This is a genomic window from Glaciimonas sp. GG7 (assembly GCF_052976905.1).
In genome coordinates, this window is sequence record NZ_JBRIIQ010000072.1 from 1 (window position 1) to 20898 (window position 20898).

A 20898-nucleotide genomic window follows, 5' to 3' on the forward strand; every position below is an offset into this window, starting at 1 on the left:
AGATCAGGAAACGTTGCCACCTAGTGCACCAGGAACGAAAGATCAGGAAACGTTGCCACCTAGTGCACCAGGAACGAAAGATCAGGAAACGTTGACACCTGATGCACCAGGAACGAAAGATCAGGAAACGTTGCCACCTAGTGCACCAGGAACGAAAGATCAGGAAACGTTGACACCTGATGCACCAGGAACGAAAGATCAGGAAACGTTGCCACCTAGTGCACCAGGAACGAAAGATCAGGAAACGTTGCCACCTACAACAACAGATACAACGACCGGCCCGGGTTTGGTGCATCCAAAGCTGGCTGACTCATCTTTAGTATATGAAATAAATTCGATTAGTCAAATAAGCTCGAGCGGCAAGTTGATTCTAGATGCGTTGCCGATGAAGGCGGACGGGGACGACAAAAACAGCTTGAATGCCGCCGCTGGTATAGTCATGCGTGAGCTTGGTGATCTATCGAAGAGTATTGTTGAGCATCAAAAGGGTCCTAATAAATTAAAAAATGAGGGACACGACAAAGAAACTTCCCCTGCGGGTGCTGACGCAGATTCAGGATTGTCACTTAATAAAATAGTTATACCGGCGAGTAAGACAGGTTTGGTGACAAAGACCGTTGTTCCCTCGTCGGAAACGTCACCGAAGAAATTGCTCCGAGGTAATCAAAATAAGAATTTTCCGCCGAATAATTCCAACAGGAAAAATGGCATAGGCAATCAAGGTCCTGCCGGCCCTGCTGATGGAGCTCCTGATTGGATTGCGCTAGCCAACAAGTTTAAAGAGAGCAATAAAAATAAAGATTGGACTGATGGTCCAGGGACAAACGATTTTCCCGTTAACAGATTCACCTCAAAAATTAATTCTGTCCCCGGCACTACTGGCAAAGAAGGGGACAAGCTTGATGACGACGATACCAACAAAGTGCCATCACCGGCGTCTTCAAGGGGTAATAGTCGACGTTCTTCTTTGGTGAGTGAGCAGGAGCCGGGTGTCACAGAGGATCAACCAGAATCGAGGCCGGTATCTGAAAAAATAGTGAAGGAAAAGGTCGCTGATATGGCGTCAAGCGTCTCAGGCTTAAAGCGGCAAGCGGAATCATTGATAGAAGGCCGGAGCAAGGTCAATCCGACTGATAACCCGACCCAGGCTAAAAAGTCTGACCGCAACAAAGTTGACTTGAAAAATCGTCTTGATGGTGATCATTTGTCGGATCTTCAACTTCATTTGCAAAAGCCTTTGAGAAAAGTAGGTGATCAGGAAAAGTATGTTTCCCCGCCTAAGCTTGACGATGATTTCAAAGAACGAATAGCGCTGTTTAACAAGTTTAAAAATATAGAAAAGACTCTGGCTCTTAGCGATAAAGAGAAACTTCGGGCAGCTATGATTCAGAAGATCGCGGATAAAACATCTAATTCAACTGTCCGTACTTTCATACATGTTCAGACCAAAACGGGTGCGATGTGGTCTTATGGCGGCGGTACACCAACTGAACATCGCGCTCCTTCTTCGAGGTCTGTCTTGGAAAGGCCTAGACGGGGACCAGCTCCTCCAACTCCTCCGCGTCCAGAGATGAGAGTAGCGAGCAATGGCGATAGAATTTTTTCATCCATTAATTTACAGTAGTTAAAATGGTAATTTCTTAAACTAGCGTCTCCTGTAATTTTTTCTTGGTACTGAGCGATAGATTGTTTTTCGATCTATTGCTCAATGCATTTAGGGCAATTCTGCAATTTTTCTCCTATTGCACGAAATGGCAGGATTGAAAGAGTGGGATCGGTTACCGTGCTGTCACATCCATATCGCATCGAAGACGATCGGTCATCAAGAAAATTTTCTTCAAAGTGCTCACTTCCATAGATAAAAAATCAAGTAAGCCCGATCCACCTTTGAGCTATACTTTTATCCCCCACTTTGATGTATCAATACGCAATTATTCCAGAAGGATTTTCCAAGATGATTATCTTGATTACAGGCGCAACAGCAGGCTTTGGCGCGGAAATGACGCGTAAATTTGTAAAAAATGGGCATAAGGTGATTGCAACCGGGCGTCGTAAAGAGCGCCTCGATAGTTTGGTGGCCGAGTTGGGTAGTGCGGTGTTACCTGTGGTGATGGATGTGACAGACAAAAAGACGGCCCAATCTGCACTGGATGCATTACCTGCTGAATGGCAAGAAATAGACGTGTTGGTCAACAATGCCGGGTTAGCCTTAGGCACTGAGTCTGCGCAGCAAGCCTTGCTCGAAGATTGGGAAACCATGATCGCCACCAATTGCCAGGGTCTCGTCACTATTACCCGTCTGGTGTTGCCGGGCATGGTTGCGCGTGGACGTGGCACGGTGATTAATCTTGGTTCTGTCGCCGGTGAACATCCTTACCCGGGCGGCAACGTGTACGGCGCGACTAAAGCTTTCGTTAAACAATTCACGCTCAATTTGCGTGCTGATCTGGTGGGCACTGGTGTGCGGGCAACGGATCTTGCACCTGGCTTATGCGGCGGCACAGAATTTTCAAATGTGCGTTATCGCGGTAATGACGATGCTGCTGCCAAGGTTTATGAAGGCACGCAACCACTGACCGCAGAAGATATCGCCGACACTGCATATTGGATCGCCACCTTGCCAGCCCATATCAATATCAATCGTATCGAAATGATGCCGACTTGTCAGGGGTTTGCAGGCTTGGCGGTTAAGCGTACCAGCTAAGGTATTTTGATAGAAACATTAGCGTCAATAATAGAGTCAATAAATTACGATAAGCGTGATGATAAGCTTTGATAGCATTTAAAAAATGCTCTGTTCTGAAAAGAAACAGGGCATTTTTATTTGGAGCTTACACAAAACTATCCATGTACGATTGTACTCATCAAGCCACATCAGGCTATACATTTCATTCCATGCGAATTGTTTTTTTGACGACATTCTGAGTAATTCAGGGCATCGATATAGAAGACCCGGAAACAAGAAAATCGATGCAGCAACATTGCTGCATCGAACTAAAAACCATCCGGGAGATGGTGGTCAACAGATATCAACAGATATCAACAAATGCAGTGCAATCAATCTGCAGGAAGATCAGAAGCGGGTGCGCATACCGATCGCCAGTTCAGTCTGGTTTTTAAAGCCATTGGCTGAGGCGACACGATAGCCATTACTCAATTTCATATAGTCGGCAGCCACATAGAGTTCAGTGCGTTTGGACAAATGATAGAAAACTGAGCCGAATAGCGTGGACTTGTTCCCACTGCCTGCGGTAGTAGAGAAACTTGCGTTGGAGTACGCGTTCAGGGTGCCGGTACCACCCACATTGTAAGCCGCGTTATTCGCCTTCATTACCTGATAGCCGACCTCATAATCCATCATGCCTTGCGGTGTGAATTTGGCCGATATGGTGTAGGCGTCATCTTTGCGCTTACCCAGCGCACCTTGTTCTGCCGTGTAATGGAAGTAACCAGTGTTCAACCGCACCAGACTATTTAAAAAGTAACTTCCTCCCAGCGAATAGGACTTGTGTTGTTCGGTAGTGCTGTTGAGAGAATTACCGACGTCGGCTTCGTTATAGAAACTGGAAATCAAAAAGTTGCTGCCGTTATAGCCGAGCGCAGCAGACTTGGTAGTGTTATTTGAGAATGACCCGGCAACTTCGCCAAATTGATAACCCAGACCTGCGACGATGCCGTTGTCAAACACCTTCTTCCATACCAGGCCGTTGTTGTAGCGAGTGCCACTAGCGCTGCCAGCATAAAAAATGATTTGCTTGAAGTTGTTGTTGTTAGTGAAGCCGCCTTCTTCCAGACCGAGCTTGTCGGAGCCGTATGCATCGCCATAGACCTGCGCAAAATCGCGTGCCAGTGTATTTTGGCGACCAACTGTCACGCGACCGAATGCGTCACTTTGCATACCAACCCATGCATCGCGGTTAAACAGTACACCCGGTGTATCCATTTCACCGGTACCGACTACGAATTCTGCTTCTAGTTTAAACATGGCTTTTAGTCCGCTGCCCAGATCTTCCTGACCCCTGAATCCGAGGCGGTTACCGCTGAACCATGCGACCGGGATTTGGGTCAGGCGGTCGCCCTTGCTGTCGGCATTATTGGTAGTGCTGATAGTGGCGTCTATCAAACCATAGATCGTTACATTGGACTGCGCAAACGCAGTGCCGGTAGATCCTATTGCGGCCAGACAAGCTAGCGCGATCACTGTTTTTTTCAAAATTGTCTCCTGACGAAAGTTTTATATTTATTGTGCCGACCATGTTTGATCAGCGACGCCGAGTATAAAAGCGTCAAGCTTTCTTCTAGCTTTCGTTATCGCAAGTTTTGTATAGTTGTGGTGTAAGTACGCAACACTGCTAAATAAATTATTTTGCGATACTGAGAACGTGTTGACTGATTATTTGAACGCCGAGCGTTATGCCGATTTGACTGAAGGGGGCAATTTGAAGGGAGGTGGCAGCACTGAAATACCAAGAGCCAGACAGACTCTTGGCCCACCTAATTTTCTCTTACTATTAATTGGACAGACGTTTGATCAAGGCTAGTTGCAGCGCAAGCGGGTAGCTGCACTAGAGCAGTTACCCCGATATTTTGTGGTCCTGTCATTAGCGTCACAGACCCATGTGCTGCCGCGACGATTTCTTTAACGATTGCCAGCCCCAGCCCTGTTCCATGCTGCCCCGGTGCGGCATTCCGATAAAAACGTTCAAATACGCGATGCCGTATTTCGGCAGGAATACCGGGGCCGTTATCGATGACCATGATGTCGATTAATGGCGGCTTGATTACAGTATTGAGATGCGCGTTGCTAGTACTCGTCATGCTTACGCTGACAGTGACTTTTCCATTTGGCGGTGTATAGCGGATGGCGTTATCAACCAGATTCATGATCATGGCGGTGAACAGCGCTGTATTACCGATTGCCCATGCGTGGGGTGTCTGGCACTCCATGCCAAGATCAATATTTTTGCGTTGGGCCAGATTAACAATGTCTTCCAGCACCGTTGAGATAACCGTGATCAAATCAACCGGATGCCGTAGCACAGCGTTGCTGTTGGCAGCCTCGGCCTGGGACAGCAGCAGTAATTTATTGGTGAGATCTGCCATATTGCGGCTGCTTTCCTGCATCGCCTCGAGCACTTCGTTGCGGCGTATTGTGTCGGTTAATTTGCGTGCGAACTGGATTTGCGAATCGATTAATGTGAGCGGTGTGCGCAGTTGATGCGCGGCATCCGCAATAAACCTTTTTTGCGCTGCGACTTGCGTATTGAGGCGCTGAATATACTGGTTCAAGGCGTCCGCAATCGGGCGCAATTCACGTTGTAGCTGGTTCGCCTTGATCGGTGTTAGCGACATCGGATCGCGCATCGTCAGATCGTCTTTGAGGCGCATGATCGGACGCAGTTCTATCGTCAGGCCGACCACCACCAGTGCGATGGCGAGCATGAGCATGGCGATCTGACGGTGCAGCGATGGCCTCCATAGATCGGCTACCATCATGTCATGACCGCGCATCGTCTGACCAACCTGTATGGCGATATGCAGGCGGTGTCCGGTGTCGTACAGCGTGCGTACCTGAGTGACAACGCGCAGAGTGTGATGATCGTACTGGTGGGTAGAAAATGTTGGTGCCGTCTGAGCAAAATTTACCGCCCCGGGAAAATCCGGTCGGCCCATCATCAATTGGCCTTCGTTGGTGATGACCTGATAGTAGACCTGATCTTGCTGGGGGGAGCTAAACAGTTCGAGCGCAGCCGGGTCCACGCTGACTTGCGGCACACCATCGAGCCAGCCGATATCGCTGGCGATCACCTGCGCCGAGGTGAGTAAGGCCCGATCCTGAATCAGATCAGCGGTTTCTTGCGCGCTGCGGTAGGAGAATGCCGCGCTGACGCCGACATACAGCGTCAGCGGAATGAGTAGCCATAACAGCAAGCGCAGACGCAGACTCACTATCATTTAATCTCTTTTTTTGAGTAAATAGCCTAGTCCACGTAAGGTCATGATGGCGGCTTGAGAATGTTCGATTTTTTTGCGCAAGCGATGCACATAGATTTCAATCGCGTCCGGACTGGGTTCGTCATCAAGGCCATAAATACCATGCATTAATGCATTTTTAGAGACCGTTTTACCTTGCTTGAGCATGAGTATTTCCAGGACGTCATGTTCGCGCCCGGGCAGGCTGAGGATTTTGTCGGCTATCGCAAACTGGCGCGTGTTGCTGTTGTAGATCAGGTCAGCGCAATGTATTTCGGTTGACTTGTCCGGGCTCTGCCGCCGGATCAGCGCCTTGATACGTGCCACAAGTTCTCTGACTTTAAACGGCTTGACCAGGTAATCATCGGCGCCGCTGCCGAGACAATCGACTTTTTCATCGATAGAACCACTGGCCGTCAAAATGATCACCGGCACGTTATTGTGGCGCTCACGCAGTCGGCGCAAGACATGTTTGCCGTTCATCTTCGGCAGCATCAAATCGAGTAAAACAGCGTCGTAGCATTCACTTTGCAGCACATGGTCGGCTGCTGCACCATCGATGGCGACATCAACGGTGAACTTTTCTTCTTTGAGTATTTTGGTCAGCCATAGCGCAAGGGGCGGGTTGTCTTCGATCAAAAGTAGCTTCATGGGGCGGTGTCTTGTTTCATTATTATGTTGCGCTGCAAAATTAAAAACGCATTATTAGTAAGCTCGATGAAAGTTAAGCCCACCTAAAATATATCTTACTTAATCAGTAAATAAATAAAGGAATGTCACGGTAGGTATATTATTTCCGTTGATCATAATCCCAAAATAATGGAGACATAATAATGCGTAAGTTTGTTGGTAACGTCATGAATTCAACGATCCGTTCCTCGGTAATGCCAGCGCTGCTGGTGGCCGCCCTCGTTGTACCGATGCAGGTCAACGCTGCCGAAAAAATCACCATCATGGTCGGCGGTATCACAAAGATGATCTATTTACCAGCGAAGCTCGCTGAGCAGTTGGGTTATTTCAAGGAAGAAGGATTGGACGTTGAGCTGCAATCGCAACCGGCCGGGGTTGATGCTGAAAACGAATTGTTAGCAGGCGCCGTGCAGGCCGTGGTCGGGTTTTATGATCACTCAATCGATCTGCAAAGCAAGGGCAAGGAAGTAACTGCGATTGTAGTGTTCGGTCAGGTCCCGGGTGAAGTTGAAATGGTGTCGACTAAGTCCGCAGCCACCATCAAGAGCATGGCCGATGTCAAGGGTAAAACCCTGGGCGTGACTGGATTAGGGTCATCAACTAACTTTCTGACGCAGTATCTGGCGGCTAAGCACGGCATCACCTCCAGTCAATATTCGCTGCTTCCTGTCGGTGCTGACAATACGTTCATTGCAGCGATCAAACAGGGACGCATTGATGCGGGTATGACAACTGAGCCGACCATTTCACAGTTGCTGAAAACAGGCGAGGCATCGGTTCTGGTGGACATGCGCACTGTCGATGGTACGGTCAAGGCGCTCGGTGGCTTGTATCCGGCGTCGAGCCTGTATGTCCAGCGTCCGTGGCTCAATACCCACAAGGCAGAGGCCGTCAAACTGGCGCGTGCTTTCAGTAAGACACTGAAATACATCAAGACGCATAGTGCTGCGGAAATCGCCAGTAAGATGCCAAAAGATTACCAAGGCAAGGACAATGCCCTGTATGTGCAGGCTTTGCAAAACTCCCTTCCGATGTTCTCACCCGACGGCATGATGCCAGTCGGCGGACCTGAGACTGTATTGCAAGTGCTGGCCGGATTTAATCCGAACGTTAAGGGTAAGCACATCGATTTATCCAAAACCTATACCAACGAATTCATCCCTCAAGACAAGTAAGTCCGACGATGCTGGCGACTGAAATGAACGATGTCGCCTGCAATTGTTCGATTACGTGCTTTGCATGAATGACATGTTAAGGAGGTTTTGATGACGTTATTGGCTGCTCTCAGACGTTCACTCAGAACCTGCTCTACTTAATCAGAGATCCCGAATGAGACTATCTTCAACTACAAGCACCCCCATTGTTAACCCTGGCGGCGCATCTGCGACGACGCCAAACACCCCGGATACCCCGGCCATTGAGATGCGTAACGTCTCCTGTCGTTTTATTTCACCCGATGGCAAGGCGACTGTTGCGTTGCGCGATTTCACGATGAGTGTTGCGCGTGGTGAGTTCTGCGCCATCGTCGGCCCTACAGGTTGCGGCAAGTCGACCACTCTTAGCCTCATTACCGGGTTGCTCAAACCGACGGTGGGTGAGGTTCGGATCATGGGTGAGCCAGTGACGGGTATTGATCCGCGCATCGGTTTTGTGTTCCAGAGCGACGCCGTATTTCCATGGCGTAGCGTGCTCGACAATGTCGCTGCGGGTCCCTTGTTCCGTGGTAAACCGAAAGATGCGTCCTACGCGTTAGCAGAGGAATGGATACGCCGGGTCGGCCTGAACAAGTTCAGTAATCATTATCCGCATCAACTTTCTGGCGGTATGCGCAAACGTGTCGCGCTTGCGCAAACGTTTATCAATAGCCCGGAAATTTTGTTGATGGACGAGCCATTCAGTGCGCTCGATATGCAAACGCGCACCTTGATGCAGGATGAATTGTTGCAGTTATGGAGCGCGCAGTCCGGCTCCGTCGTGTTCGTGACCCATGATCTTGAGGAGGCGATTGCGTTGGCCGATAAGGTCTACGTCTTGACTGCACGTCCGGCTACTTTGAAGAGCGTCTATGAGATCGATTTGCCGCGTCCAAGGATCATGTCCGAGGTGCGCTACGAGCAACGTTTCATCGATATTTCACGCAAGATTTGGGCTGATTTACGTGAAGAAGTGCAGATTAACTAAGCCGACTTTTAGCCTTGGCTATCCCTGCTCAACACTTACATCATGCTGTTGATGGTCATTGATCGTTATAGCTGAAAATAATTAAAGGTACATGAAATGAATCAAACACACTCCCTCGACCTGCTTAACGCCGCTAGCCTGGCGACGGTCGAAGAGGCGGCGCAACGAAAAATCAAGATGCGCTATTGGCTGGTGATATTTTTACGGGTGGCGATTTTGGTAGTTGGTCTCGGCGGTTGGGAACTGGGATCGCGATTGAATTGGATTGATCCGTTTTTTTTCTCACAGCCGTCGCTCATCGTGATGCAGATTTATGACTGGATTATGGAAGGGACATCGCAAGGACCGTTATGGGTGCAGGTGTTAGTCACGCTGGAAGAAACTGTACTCGGATTTTTGATTGGTGCTGTCGCTGGTGTTGTCTGCGGTATTTTGCTGGGTCGCAACAAGCTCTTATCGGATGTGTTTAGTATTTACATTCAGATTGCTAACTCCATCCCTCGGGTCGTGTTGGGGTCAATTTTTGTGATTTCATTAGGGCTTGGTATGGCCTCGAAAGTCGCGCTGGCTGTCGTGATGGTGTTCTTTGTCGTGTTTGCGAACGCCTTTCAGGGTGTGCGTGAAGCGGATCGGTATATGATCGCGAATGCGCAAATTTTGGGCGCGTCACCACGTCAGGTAACCATGTCGGTAGTGATTCCATCGGCGTTGAGTTGGATACTGGCGAGCTTGCATGTCAGTTTTGGATTTGCGTTGGTGGGTGCGGTAGTGGGCGAGTTTCTTGGCTCAAAGCAGGGCATCGGCTTGCTTATTTCGACGGCGCAAGGGGCGTTTAATGCCAGTGGCGTGTTTGCTGCGATGATCGTTCTGGCGGTGGTTGCTTTGGCAGCAGATTATTTGTTGCTGAGAATCGAGAAACGCTTGCTGAAATGGCGTCCGGCGGCATTTTGATGGATTTTGTAGTGTTTTAAGACTGACGGTGCATTCCGATGCGCCGTTTTTTTTGGTTGTTGTATTCCCTGATTAATTCCATTAATGATGAATAAAAACCAACGATCTCGAGATACCATTAGAGCCGGTTAATTGCCAACCTCATCAGAGAAGATAATGGAAGAAGAATACGAAGTACCCAGTCCGCATGAACATGCAATGGAAGAAGCTGTTGAAAAAGAGCGGGATGGCTTAGCCCAGCGGGTGGCGCTCATGACGGCGATTTTGGCGACGATCGGGGCGCTGGTGAGTTATCAAAGCGGCACGGCGCAAAATGAAGCCATGTTTTTAAAAAATGAAAGCATCTTGAAGCAGGCCGAGGCCAGCGATCAATGGGCTTTTTATCAGTCAAAGTCGACCAAAAGTCATTTAGATGAGGCCGTGGCTTCGTTGACTGAAAATCCTGAAATGAAAGCCCGCTATCTTGCTGATAGGGATAAGCAAGAGCGGCAAAAGGCCGATATAAAAGCCGAAGCCGAGAAGCTTCAGGCCGAATCGCGCAAGCTGGGTGAAGAGTCTGAGGCTAAGCTGCGACCGCATGAGCGCTTTGCGCTAGCGATGACGTTTATTCAGATTGCGGTTGCGTTGGCAGCCATCACGGTATTAACCAGACGGCGTTGGTTAATCTGGGGTTCGTTGGTGTCGGCGGGAGTCGGGATTGTTTGTTCGGTGAGTGCTTTTTTTTGATGACGTCATGATGCGGTCATATGGTGCCGGTATTCTCCGGTTTGTCGATTAGCGCACACTCTGTTGGATACCGTACTCACATTGGGCTACGGTTTTTTATTGAGTGCTTTGGGCATCACAGGTTGGCCGATAGCCTCGATCATCGGCACCAATTTTTGCTGTCATTTGTTAAACAAAAAGCCCGCGGCTCAAGCCTGCGGGCTTTTTTAATAGCATCGGTTTTTTACTAATGCTGACGCATGATTAAACTCGGATGATTTTTTCGCCGGTATGGACAATTTGAAATGCTTCTTCTGATAATGGATGGAGTGCCCGTCCATCTGATAATTGATACGTTTTTGGGCCTGGCAGTTCGCTGACTTCACCGTTAGCTGACGATACGACGATCGGGCTTTGGTACACGTCTACGTGGTAGCCTTCGCCTGATACGCCTTTGGCGTCAAATTTGTAGAGCAAATCCATAGGAGTCTCCTGTTGGTTGCGGATTGAATATCCTCGACAACAATAGCAGATTTGAATAAATTTCTCGGCTTCTTTTTTCTCTGCACTCTTCATTATTTTGCAGTTCTTTGACGTATACCGATCTGGTCAGATATATCTATTTGGACACAGCGTTATGCCGGTAGCGAATATCAAATGCAATCTTTCGGCAGGGCAAGAAAAAGCCCAGCATGGCTGGGCTTGGTTTCTGATCAAACATAATGGCCGGTAAATATCCCGACTATGCTTTTTTTGAATATGCGCTACACCAGCCGTTTGCAGAAACTACTTTTCCTGCAAAAAGTGGGCATGCGCCTGTGGCGTCACCAGCTTTACCTTGATAGAGCATGCAGTTATTGCATTGCTGCACTGCAAGATGGTTAGGGTATTTAGCTTTATCGACCTTCGATGAGTCATGGTTGTAACCCAGCGCAATTGCTTGCGGATCTTTCTCGTCAACTTTTGCCGCTTGTGCACGCGCAGTTATTGTCGCGCCCATTGCTGATGCGACTGCCAGGTGGGATAAATTTTTCAAAAATATTCTGCGATTACTCATCTGGGTTCCTTGTTTTAGTCATTATTACGGTACCTCTACCGTGGACGAGGATCGTAGCACGGGCCTATTGATCGTGTATTTTTTTTGCATATCTTTATTACTTTTTGGCATCTTGTTTGTGGCCTTTATGATGTTGTTTGCATATTTTTGATGGTAGCGCATATAACTAATTACTATTGATAAACACTTCATAGTGTCAATGCAGGGTTTGTTCAGAATAAATCATCAGCAAAGTGGTGTATGCGTGCATCAGTTTGATAAACTCCCCGCTTTATTGATGGAGCTTGCATGACTGACATTAACAAACCGATGCCAATTCCAGACTTGCCGACGGATAGTCTTCATCCAGAGTTCGTGGTTATTTGCCGTGATATTGGCTATGAAGTTGGGCTTTCACTCAAACCTGAGCGCAAGGCCCAGTTGTTTACTGCATTGGCTGATTTGAACGAACTGGCTTTGGAGTTACGTAGCAGTACCGACAATCCAAGCTTAAACGGCTTTCTTGATGGTGTGATTACGGCGCTTGAGGGATGATTCTGGCGCAATTCTCATTGCACATTTATATGGGGTTATTCAACTAAAAATACCATTTGATGTCGCGCATCTGAACGTGGCGGGAATGATATTTGCTATAGAGGTAAGTTTATTGCTTACTAATGAATGCAGGGGAGATAAAAATATGGATATGACAAAATTTCAAGGGGATGCAGCATCTGACGTTACGCACTGGCAAGGCAGTATCGCAGAGAGCGTAGGCGACAATAGGCCATTGCTCACTATGTCCAATAACGATGTTTTTGTAAGTCAGTCAGCCCATGCAGAGGGCGCAATAGAGTCAGACCGCGCGAGCGAGCGGCGCAAGTGGATTTGGCAAATGAGTACGATTGTAGTGATGGGGATTAGCGGGCTTTGCTTGAATATCTTAATAAAGTCGATTCCCAGAAACAGTGACATTGCGGCTACCCCCATAGCGACGGTTGCCTTTTCGGACAAAGATTATTGTCGTGAGGGTGAGCAAGCGTATGCACTTGATTCTAACGTTGGAGTGAAGCCTCCTCTCACGCGAAAATGTACAGCAACTGATCGCGTGACGCAGCGGGATACGACGTTGAACGAAAAATAATCTTGTCGGGGTGAATTACCGTGTTGTGCTGGTGTCCAATTCCGTCAGTTTTCTGTTGGCTCGTACCAATGGAAACGCATTGTGTAGATAAAGTGCTACTTTGCATTTGCCTGCGCGGAAGATAGATTGCTCCTTCAAGCTGTATTCGGGTCGTCGCGTTGGAGCGCGTCTAATGTCATCAAGGGAATGTTGGGGAATGTCATTCTTCGTATCGGATTCCGATATTCCGAATCCGAATCCGAAAATGAAATAAGAATGGTAAAAATTCGCTTAGTACGTTTAGCAGTATTGGGAGTTCTGATTGCAACGATGGCTGCCTGTAGCACGCCTGATGGTGGCGGGACATCGACGCCGAGTGGACCTGGCTATTACACGGTACAAAGGGGCGACACCCTATACAGTATCGGTCGCAAGTTTAAGCAAAATCATCGGAGCATCGCCAGATGGAATAAGTTAGGCGATGTAAATGGTATCGACGTCGGGCAAGTGTTGCGGGTGGCTCCTCCTGCTGCTGTTGGCAATCTTGCGGGTGCAAGTCCGGTTACAGGGGCACGCAAGGTTTCACCCCCGGCTCCGCCTGCGGCAAATCCATCTTCGAAGGGTATTGAACGCAGTATTGATTGGGTGTGGCCGACAGAGGGCGTGAAAACCGCCAGTTTTTCTTCCAAGAAAAAAGGTATCGAGATCGCCGGCAAGAGTGGACAGCCGGTAGTGGCTGCGTCTGGTGGCAAGGTAATGTATGCCGGGTCAGGGATACGTGGTTATGGGAATTTGCTGATTGTGAAACACACGAGCAGTCTATTGTCGGTGTATGCACATAATCAGGCCATACTCGTCAAAGAGGGCCAGATGGTCAGCAGAGGCCAGAAAATTGCTGAAATGGGCAAATCCGATAGCAGTACTGTTAAGCTGTATTTCGAAATTCGCCGAGATGGCAAACCAATTGATCCTTCAGGGGTATTTCCGGGGCGTTAAGCTGTGTTGCACTCTGTGCAAGGGGCAATGCCTCTTGTACCTCTTGAACGCTTACCTAGCTGCGATCACGCAAGATGCGGGTGACTCCCTGAATTCTACGTACATTGCGTAGAAGACGTGCAAGATGTACGCGGTCTTTGACCTGAATCGTAAAGATTAATTGGGTCATCATCAGATCTTTGTCGTCATCCATATTGACGTAGATAATATTGGCATCGGATTCACCGATGTCGGCCGCTACTCTGGCCAGAATCCCTTTGTCGTTGTGTACTAAGACCTTGATACGGCAATCAAAGCGGCGGTTTAAGTCCGTTGCCCAGCGTACGTCGATCCAGCGCTCCGGGTCTTTGCTGCGTTGGCGTTTTGCAATATTGCAATCGTCGGTATGCACGATCAGACCTTGGTCCCGCTTGAGCTGACCGATCAGCACATCGCCCGGGATAGGTTGGCAGCAAGGGGATAGTTGGATCGAAACACCTTCGCTGCCGTTGATGATGACCGGATCGGCTTTGACCGGCAGCGCTACCCCTTCCGTATCCAGCAGCGGCAATGGAAGTGGCTGCTCCAACAGGCCCATGATGTGACGCGCGACCAATGCAGCCATGCGCTTGCCGACGCCGATATCGGCGTAAATTTCTTCCAGCGAATGTGCGCTTGACTCGTTGAGCAGGCGTTCTACCATCACAGGGGCCAATTCAGGATTCAGGTTAAGCGTCGTCAAAGCTTGCGATAACAAGCGTTTGCCAAGGTCAACTGATTCATTCAAATTGATCGTGCGCAGATGGTGACGAATCGACGAACGGGCTTTACCGGTACGAACGAAGCTCAGCCAGTTAGGGCTCGGACGCGAACTACTGGACGTGATGATCTCGACGATATCGCCATTGTGTAGCTCTGAGCGCAACGGTGCCGGTTCGTGGTTGATCTTGGCGGCAACAGTTTGATCGCCGACGTCGGTGTGGATGGTATAGGCAAAATCGAGGGCGGTCGCGCCACGTGGCAGGGCAATGATTTTTGATTTCGGTGTAAACACATAGACCGAATCGGGGAACAAGTCGACTTTGACATGCTCCAGAAATTCGGCCGAGTCGCCAGTTTGTTTCTGGATATCGAGCAACGATTGTAGCCACGCGTGCGTGCGTTGTTGTAGTTCGCTTAAATCACCGTCCTCGTCCTTGTACAGCCAATGGGCTGCTACGCCTGACTCTGCCACACGGTGCATATCCTGGGTTCTGATCTGAAATTCGACTGGCGTACCGTAGGGGCCGATGAGCGTAGTGTGTAGCGACTGATAACCGTTGAGTTTAGGAATCGCGATGTAGTCCTTGAACTTGCCAGGCATCGGTTTATACAGCGCGTGCAATGTTCCCAGCGCGACATAACAGTTGGCAAACGTATCAACGACGATCCGGAAACCGTAGACGTCCAGGACTTGTGAAAACGATAGATGCTTGTTACGCATCTTGCGATAAATGCCATACAAGGTTTTTTCACGGCCATCAATTTGCGTCGGGATGCCGGTCGCGATCAGAGTCGAATTCACCGATTCCAGAATCTTACTGACAACTTCGCGGCGATTGCCGCGTGCTGCTTTGACAGCTTTTTGTAGAGTGCGGTGGCGTAGCGGATGCAAATGCGAGAACGACAGTTCTTGTAACTCGCGATAAATATTGTTTAAACCAAGGCGATGCGCAATCGGCACATAGACTTCCATCGTTTCACGGGCGATGCGCCGCTTTTTCTCTGGAGCCATCACCCCCAACGTGCGCATGTTGTGCAGTCGGTCGGCTAACTTGACCAGGATCACGCGCACATCGCGCGCCATTGCCAGCAACATTTTGCGGAAATTTTCTGCTTGCGCTTCGATTTGACTTTGAAATTCGATTTTGTCGAGTTTGGAAAGACCATCCACCAGACTTGCCACCGGCGCACCAAAGCGCTCGATCAGCTCTTCTTTTTTGACATCCTGATCCTCCATCACATCGTGCAGGAGGGCAGCCATAATCGCTTGCGCGTCAAGCTTCCAGTCGGCGCAAATTTCGGCCACTGCAATGGGATGGGAAATATACGGCTCGCCTGATTTACGCATCTGTCCCAGATGCATTTCATCTGAAAAACGATATGCTTCCTTGACCTTCTTCAGTTCAGAGGGACTCAGGTATTGGGCAAGTTTGGTAGTTAGGTGGGTGATCGATGCAACGCCGTGGTGGGATGCAGGCTGATCGATAAATGGTGCAGGTTTACTAGTTTTGGCAGGGCGGGGCGAAGCAGCTCGTTTAGGAGCGGCTGATGGCAAGGTCGAATCTGGTGGTATCAGGTTCATACAATATAGACAACAGCCGCAGCACGTTGGAGATTAACCGGGTACTTTTTTTAGCATTTCAATACCAACTTTTCCAGCAGCAATTTCACGCAGGGCAATCACCGTTGGTTTGTCTTTCGCGTCTACTTTAGGGGTATGACCTTGCAGTAGCTGGCGCGCGCGATAGGTTGCCGAAAGAGTCAGTTGAAAGCGGTTAGGGATGTGTTTGATGCAATCTTCAATAGTGATGCGAGCCATACGTTCTCCGAAAAACAGGGTCATTGCTAATCTTGCCAGTCGCACCAATTTTATCGGTGTTGGCAGCAAGATTAACCGGGTCTTAGCTTAAATTGGCATGAATGCCAAGTTGTGCAAATAAGGATGCGTTACGTGATGCTTGTTGCGAAAAACGACAACGTGTCGCTTTGACAATTGCTGTCAGTTCCGACAAAGCATCAGAAAATTCTCGGTTGATAATAACATATTCAGACTCCGGGGCATGCGCGATTTCCCCGCCAGCAGCCAGAATTCGGCGTGTAATGACCTGGGGCTCATCCTGTCCGCGTTTCTTTAGTCGGTCTTCCAGTGCCGCGATGGATGGTGGAAGTATAAAAATACCCACTGCATGCGGGAATTGTTTCTTGACCTGCTGCGCACCTTGCCAGTCGATTTCTAGTAATACGTCAGTACCCTCTTGCATCTGTTCGATAATCGACAAGCGCGAAGTGCCGTAATAGTTGCCATGAACTTCTGCCCACTCAAGAAACTCGCCTTGCTTGTGTCGTGCACGGAAATCCTCAACCGACGTAAAGTGATATTCACGACCGTTTTTTTCTTTAGTGCGAGGTGGGCGTGTTGTAAACGAAATGGAGAGTTTAATCTCCTGATCCTGGGCCAGCAACGCGTTCACCAAGGTCGATTTCCCAGCTCCCGACGGTGCGACCACCATGAATAAGCTGCCGGACATTGGATGCTCGTCGGGCATGGCAGCGACGCTAAGGAGTTCGTTGGGGGGGATAGGTAATAGTGGCGGCGTCATGGCGGTTGGAATATTCGCAAACAAAGGAGGCGAGTCACTGTGCGCACTGTACGTATTGTTATTAATGACGACTGAGCGGTGACTCGCAGCTAGCCCACGATTGTATCAGCGCAGAGACATGGTTGCAGAGGGGATAATGGCTTATCTGGTGTCACTGTGATGAACAAATTAGGATTTTTTAGAGAAAACACAAAAAAGTGACGATTTTGGTCATGTCAGGCGGCAAAATAGCCCAATTTTGTCGACTCTTTTACCCGAAGACTCAGTATTTTGTTTCATTGACTGGCGGCAATGCGTTGGCATGTTTTCTGCTTTACACCGAAAGTAGTTTAAACCGAATCCATAAGGAGTTTTGTATGAATCAAATTTTCCGTCGTATGTCGAGCAAAGCACAAAAAGGTTTCACGCTCATTGAATTGATGATCGTTGTTGCGATTATCGGTATTTTGGCTGCAGTAGCGATCCCGCAATATGCAAACTACACAAATCGCGCCAATGCTGCGGGCACGATTGGCGAATTAGCTGTCTATAAAACAGCCATTGCTGACTGTGCTAATGGATTAGGCCTTGGCACTGGAGCTATAGCGGGTTGTGCCGCTGGCGCCAATGGCGTGCCTGCAATTACATTGTCAACTAATATTGTTTCTCTCGCGATCCCGACCACTGGTGTCATGACCGGAACTAGCAAGGCAACAACCTCGGCGAATGTTGCGATGGGTTTTGTTGATACGCCAACGGTTGCTGCTACGGCTATCAACTGGGTGATGACCGGTACAATTTGTGATGCAAATCGCGGTATGAAGGTCGGTCAAGGCGATTGTTAATACTTTTTTACAGATTGTTGTTACCGATTAAAAACTAGGGTGCCTTCGGGTACTCTATTTTTTTGCATGCAATATTCAGTATTTTTAATATATACACCGCTGTCACCAGGCGTTGTTTCCTCATTTTTGAACACGTTAACTCATGAAAAAGAAAATTCGTGCTGGCTTAATACACTTACTGATCAGCATTTTTCTTGTTTCAAGCGTCATGGCTTTCGTCCTGCTGGTCTGTTATCCAACGCCTTACTTCGAGGCAACCGGGGTCGGGCAATTGTTAATTGTTCTGGCGACTGTCGATGTCTGTCTGGGACCGCTACTCACACTGATTATTTTTAATCCCGCAAAGAAATGGTTGAAATTCGAATTGGCTTTTATTGTCATTTTGCAACTTTCTGCATTGTTATACGGAGTCGCGACGGTATTTGCCGGACGTCCCGTTTATCTTGTATTTGATGCTAACGGATTATTTACGTTGGTTTCTGCCTATCAAATTCCTGAAATAGAATTGAAGAAAGAGCATTTTCCCGGATTATCTACCACCGGGCCAAAGCTTGTCGGTGCACAAATTCCGATGACCAGAGAAGAGCGTAAAAATTACATTGCGGAGGCGGTAAAAGAACGTGTTGATTTACCTCGCATGCTGCAATACCACGTTCCCTACGAAACCCTGGTCAAGGATGTCAAAACTAACATGCGGCCTATTGCTGCTCTGCTCCGTCACAAGTCGCCCGGAAAAGTAGCTGAAACAACGCAACTCCTCAACGACGTCGCCAGTAGCAGCGGTTTGCGGTTGGATGAACTTGCCTTTCTTCCGTTGACCACGCGCGAAAACATCCTGACCGTCATTGTTCGGCGTAGCGATGCCAGTATCGTGAAAATTTTGCTGATTACTCCTCCTCTTTTGTCGCACGATTTTCATTAAGATCAATCGCAACATCAGGGATGCGAGAACTATAAAAAATTTTCTATTGGGAAATAGTCGTGCTTTCCCAGTCAGACCCGCTTCAGCTTCCAACCTGCGTCAGCCGTCTGGCACAATCGGACGCTATAATGCAGCTCGACGGTCTACGCGCAATGGCGTGCCTGACCAGGCAGTATTGATATCCCCTCCGCACTCACAGATTTATACAAATACATCCAATTTATGCAATACGTCTCCACGCGCGGCCACGCTACGGCTCAATCTTTTTCCTCTATTTTGCTAGGCGGTCTGGCCCCGGATGGTGGGTTATATCTGCCAGAAACCTATCCGCAAGTCAGTGCTGCTGAGCTCAATCATTGGCGCACGCTGTCTTACGCTGATCTGGCGTTTGAAGTATTGCGCAAATTTGCGACCGATATCCCTGATGCGGACTTGAAGGCGTTGACCCATAAAACCTATACCGGCGAGGTCTATCGCAACGGTCGGGCAGGCGAGAGTCCTGACCAGATTACGCCGTTACGTGTATTGGAAGAGACGGGCGGCGGCAAGCTGGTGTTGCAAGCGCTGTCGAACGGGCCGACGCTGGCGTTTAAAGATATGGCGATGCAGTTATTGGGTAACTTGTTTGAATACACCTTAGCCAAGGACGATGCTGCACTCAATATTTTCGGTGCCACCTCGGGCGACACCGGCAGTGCGGCGGAGTATGCGATGCGCGGCAAGAAGGGGATTCGGGTTTTTATGTTGTCGCCGCATAAAAAGATGAGCGCATTTCAGAGTGCGCAAATGTTTAGTCTGCAAGACCCGAACATTTTTAATGTTGCCGTCGAAGGGGTGTTTGATGATTGTCAGGATATGGTCAAGGCGGTCTCCAATGATCACGCCTTCAAAGCGGCGCAAAAAATCGGCACGGTGAACTCGATCAATTGGGCGCGCGTGGTGGCGCAAGTTGTGTATTACTTCCGCGGCTATCTCAGTGCGACGACTAGCAACGATCAACAAGTATCGTTTACTGTGCCATCGGGTAACTTTGGCAATATCTGCGCCGGGCATATCGCCCGCATGATGGGGCTGCCGATCGATAAATTAGTCGCCGCCACCAATGAGAATGACGTTCTCGATGAGTTTTTCCGTACCGGCGTCTACCGCGTGCGCAAATCGGCTGAAACGTATCACACCAGCAGCCCAAGCATGGACATCAGCAAAGCCTCCAATTTTGAGCGCTTTGTATTTGACTTGATCGGGCGTGATTCTGCCCGTTTGGGTAGGTTATTCCATAAGGTTGAAGCCGAAGGCGGCTTCGATTTGTCCGGCGCACCCGGCAGCGATGGCGATGAATTTCATAAGATCGCCGAATACGGTTTCCAGTCCGGCAGATCTACCCATCAGGACCGTATCGAGACGATATGCGATGTTGAACAACGTTACGGCATCACCATCGATACCCACACAGCCGACGGCGTCAAAGTCGCACGCCAATACCTGACGCCCGATGTCACCATGATCGTGCTGGAAACAGCATTGCCGGCTAAATTTAACGAAACCATACTCGAAGCATTGGGCCGCGATGCCGAGCGCCCGGTGGGCTTTGAAAACATTGAAGCATTGCCGCAACGATTCGATGTCATGGCCGCCGATGTGGCGAAGATCAAGGCGTACATTGCGACGCATACTGGCCTGTAATGAATAGCGTGCAAAAACCCTACATGCTCACTGTCACCGCGGCTCTCGACGTGTTATTGGCGGCTGCACGGCCAGTAACCGATGTCGAAACAATCTCAACCCTGGTCGCAAATGGTCGGATTCTGGCCAACTCTCAGACGTCGCAATGCAATGTGCCGCCTGCGGACAATACGCAGATGGACGGTTATGCCGTCCGGGCGGTGGATTGCGTGAGCGGCGCGGCCAGATTGCCAGTCTCTCAGCGCATTCCTGCCGGTCACGTCGGTCAGCCGTTACAACCCGGCACCGTCGCACGGATATTTACTGGCGCGATGATTCCGGCTGGAGCTGATGCGGTGGTGATGCAGGAAGTGTGCGAAGCACACGGGGATGCGGTTGTGGTTCGCCATACGCCCGCGTCAGGCGAATGGATACGCCGTGCGGGGGAGGACATCGCCGTTGGTAAAGTCATTTTGTCGGTCGGTACGCGTTTG

General features: G+C 49.2%; 20 protein-coding genes and 1 pseudogene. 13 read left to right on the forward strand and 8 right to left on the reverse strand.

Annotation, left to right across the window (positions count from 1 at the left end; genetic code table 11):
* Together ACVBEF_RS15320 and ACVBEF_RS15325 are read left to right on the forward strand one after the other, a co-directional pair.
* On the forward strand, window positions 1-1624 hold a 1624-nt coding region (locus tag ACVBEF_RS15320; RefSeq protein WP_447124803.1), incomplete at its 5' end, for a hypothetical protein.
* 330 nt (window positions 1625-1954) lie between these two features.
* Window positions 1955-2704, forward strand: a complete 750-nt coding sequence (locus ACVBEF_RS15325) for an SDR family NAD(P)-dependent oxidoreductase (RefSeq protein WP_447124817.1) — start codon at window positions 1955-1957, stop codon at window positions 2702-2704.
* A 369-nt stretch (window positions 2705-3073) separates the two neighbouring features.
* Here ACVBEF_RS15325 and ACVBEF_RS15330 read toward each other — a convergent pair whose 3' ends face one another.
* The 3 genes from ACVBEF_RS15330 to ACVBEF_RS15340 form a co-directional block, all read right to left on the reverse strand.
* A complete protein-coding gene (locus ACVBEF_RS15330; RefSeq protein WP_447124804.1) occupies window positions 3074-4213 on the reverse strand; it encodes a porin in 1140 nt (379 codons plus the stop codon).
* A gap of 281 nt (window positions 4214-4494) precedes the next feature.
* On the reverse strand, window positions 4495-5955 hold the full coding sequence (locus tag ACVBEF_RS15335; RefSeq protein WP_447124805.1) for a sensor histidine kinase: 1461 nt from the start codon (window positions 5953-5955) through the stop codon (window positions 4495-4497).
* Window positions 5956-6624: a response regulator gene (locus ACVBEF_RS15340; protein ID WP_447124806.1), complete on the reverse strand. Its 669-nt coding sequence runs from the start codon at window positions 6622-6624 to the stop codon at window positions 5956-5958.
* A 233-nt stretch (window positions 6625-6857) separates the two neighbouring features.
* Here ACVBEF_RS15340 and ACVBEF_RS15345 point away from each other — a divergent pair, with 233 nt between their 5' ends.
* The 4 genes from ACVBEF_RS15345 to ACVBEF_RS15360 all read left to right on the forward strand — a co-directional run bounded on the left by ACVBEF_RS15345 (window position 6858) and on the right by ACVBEF_RS15360 (window position 10521).
* Window positions 6858-7838, forward strand: a complete 981-nt coding sequence (locus ACVBEF_RS15345; RefSeq protein ID WP_447124818.1) for an ABC transporter substrate-binding protein — start codon at window positions 6858-6860, stop codon at window positions 7836-7838.
* 247 nt (window positions 7839-8085) lie between these two features.
* Window positions 8086-8844 carry an ABC transporter ATP-binding protein gene (locus ACVBEF_RS15350; RefSeq protein ID WP_447124819.1) on the forward strand — a complete coding sequence of 253 codons (759 nt, stop codon included), beginning with the start codon at window positions 8086-8088 and terminating at the stop codon, window positions 8842-8844.
* A 96-nt stretch (window positions 8845-8940) separates the two neighbouring features.
* Window positions 8941-9795, forward strand: coding sequence for an ABC transporter permease (locus ACVBEF_RS15355; protein WP_447124807.1), 855 nt, complete (start codon window positions 8941-8943; stop codon window positions 9793-9795).
* 156 nt (window positions 9796-9951) lie between these two features.
* On the forward strand, window positions 9952-10521 hold the full coding sequence (locus tag ACVBEF_RS15360; RefSeq protein ID WP_447124808.1) for a DUF4337 domain-containing protein: 570 nt from the start codon (window positions 9952-9954) through the stop codon (window positions 10519-10521).
* A 243-nt stretch (window positions 10522-10764) separates the two neighbouring features.
* Here ACVBEF_RS15360 and ACVBEF_RS15365 read toward each other — a convergent pair whose 3' ends face one another.
* Together ACVBEF_RS15365 and ACVBEF_RS15370 are read right to left on the reverse strand one after the other, a co-directional pair.
* The gene (locus tag ACVBEF_RS15365) at window positions 10765-10983 is read right to left on the reverse strand and encodes a hypothetical protein (protein ID WP_447124809.1); all 219 of its coding nucleotides are present in this window, start codon (window positions 10981-10983) and stop codon (window positions 10765-10767) included.
* A gap of 259 nt (window positions 10984-11242) precedes the next feature.
* Window positions 11243-11557, reverse strand: a complete 315-nt coding sequence (locus tag ACVBEF_RS15370) for a high-potential iron-sulfur protein (protein ID WP_447124810.1) — start codon at window positions 11555-11557, stop codon at window positions 11243-11245.
* 288 nt (window positions 11558-11845) lie between these two features.
* Between ACVBEF_RS15370 and ACVBEF_RS15375 the strand changes: the two genes are divergently transcribed.
* The 3 genes from ACVBEF_RS15375 to ACVBEF_RS15385 all read left to right on the forward strand — a co-directional run bounded on the left by ACVBEF_RS15375 (window position 11846) and on the right by ACVBEF_RS15385 (window position 13655).
* A complete protein-coding gene (locus tag ACVBEF_RS15375) occupies window positions 11846-12091 on the forward strand; it encodes a hypothetical protein (protein ID WP_447124811.1) in 246 nt (81 codons plus the stop codon).
* The gene (locus ACVBEF_RS15380; protein ID WP_447124812.1) at window positions 12081-12680 is read left to right on the forward strand and encodes a hypothetical protein; all 600 of its coding nucleotides are present in this window, start codon (window positions 12081-12083) and stop codon (window positions 12678-12680) included. The genes ACVBEF_RS15375 and ACVBEF_RS15380 overlap by 11 nt, the downstream gene beginning before the upstream one ends.
* A 255-nt stretch (window positions 12681-12935) precedes the next feature.
* The gene (locus ACVBEF_RS15385) at window positions 12936-13655 is read left to right on the forward strand and encodes a peptidoglycan DD-metalloendopeptidase family protein (protein WP_447124813.1); all 720 of its coding nucleotides are present in this window, start codon (window positions 12936-12938) and stop codon (window positions 13653-13655) included.
* Between the two features lie 55 nt (window positions 13656-13710).
* On the opposite strand, the gene ACVBEF_RS15390 is transcribed toward ACVBEF_RS15385, so the two are convergent.
* The 3 genes from ACVBEF_RS15390 to gmk all read right to left on the reverse strand — a co-directional run bounded on the left by ACVBEF_RS15390 (window position 13711) and on the right by gmk (window position 16942).
* Window positions 13711-15978: a RelA/SpoT family protein gene (locus ACVBEF_RS15390; protein WP_447124814.1), complete on the reverse strand. Its 2268-nt coding sequence runs from the start codon at window positions 15976-15978 to the stop codon at window positions 13711-13713.
* A gap of 33 nt (window positions 15979-16011) precedes the next feature.
* Window positions 16012-16215 carry a DNA-directed RNA polymerase subunit omega gene (rpoZ, locus tag ACVBEF_RS15395; protein WP_168052254.1) on the reverse strand — a complete coding sequence of 68 codons (204 nt, stop codon included), beginning with the start codon at window positions 16213-16215 and terminating at the stop codon, window positions 16012-16014.
* Between the two features lie 82 nt (window positions 16216-16297).
* Window positions 16298-16942, reverse strand: a complete 645-nt coding sequence (gene gmk / locus ACVBEF_RS15400; protein ID WP_447124820.1) for a guanylate kinase — start codon at window positions 16940-16942, stop codon at window positions 16298-16300.
* A 431-nt stretch (window positions 16943-17373) separates the two neighbouring features.
* Between gmk and ACVBEF_RS15405 the strand changes: the two genes are divergently transcribed.
* From ACVBEF_RS15405 to ACVBEF_RS15420, 4 genes and pseudogenes are all read left to right on the forward strand, one after another.
* On the forward strand, window positions 17374-17820 hold the full coding sequence (locus tag ACVBEF_RS15405; RefSeq protein WP_447124821.1) for a pilin: 447 nt from the start codon (window positions 17374-17376) through the stop codon (window positions 17818-17820).
* A gap of 142 nt (window positions 17821-17962) precedes the next feature.
* Entirely contained in the window at window positions 17963-18742 is a 780-nt protein-coding gene (gene tfpZ / locus ACVBEF_RS15410; RefSeq protein ID WP_447124815.1) for a TfpX/TfpZ family type IV pilin accessory protein, read from the forward strand.
* A gap of 222 nt (window positions 18743-18964) precedes the next feature.
* The gene (thrC, locus tag ACVBEF_RS15415; RefSeq protein WP_447124816.1) at window positions 18965-20425 is read left to right on the forward strand and encodes a threonine synthase; all 1461 of its coding nucleotides are present in this window, start codon (window positions 18965-18967) and stop codon (window positions 20423-20425) included.
* 23 nt (window positions 20426-20448) lie between these two features.
* Window positions 20449-20898 (forward strand): annotated as a pseudogene (locus ACVBEF_RS15420) (molybdopterin molybdenumtransferase MoeA); the annotation flags it as partial.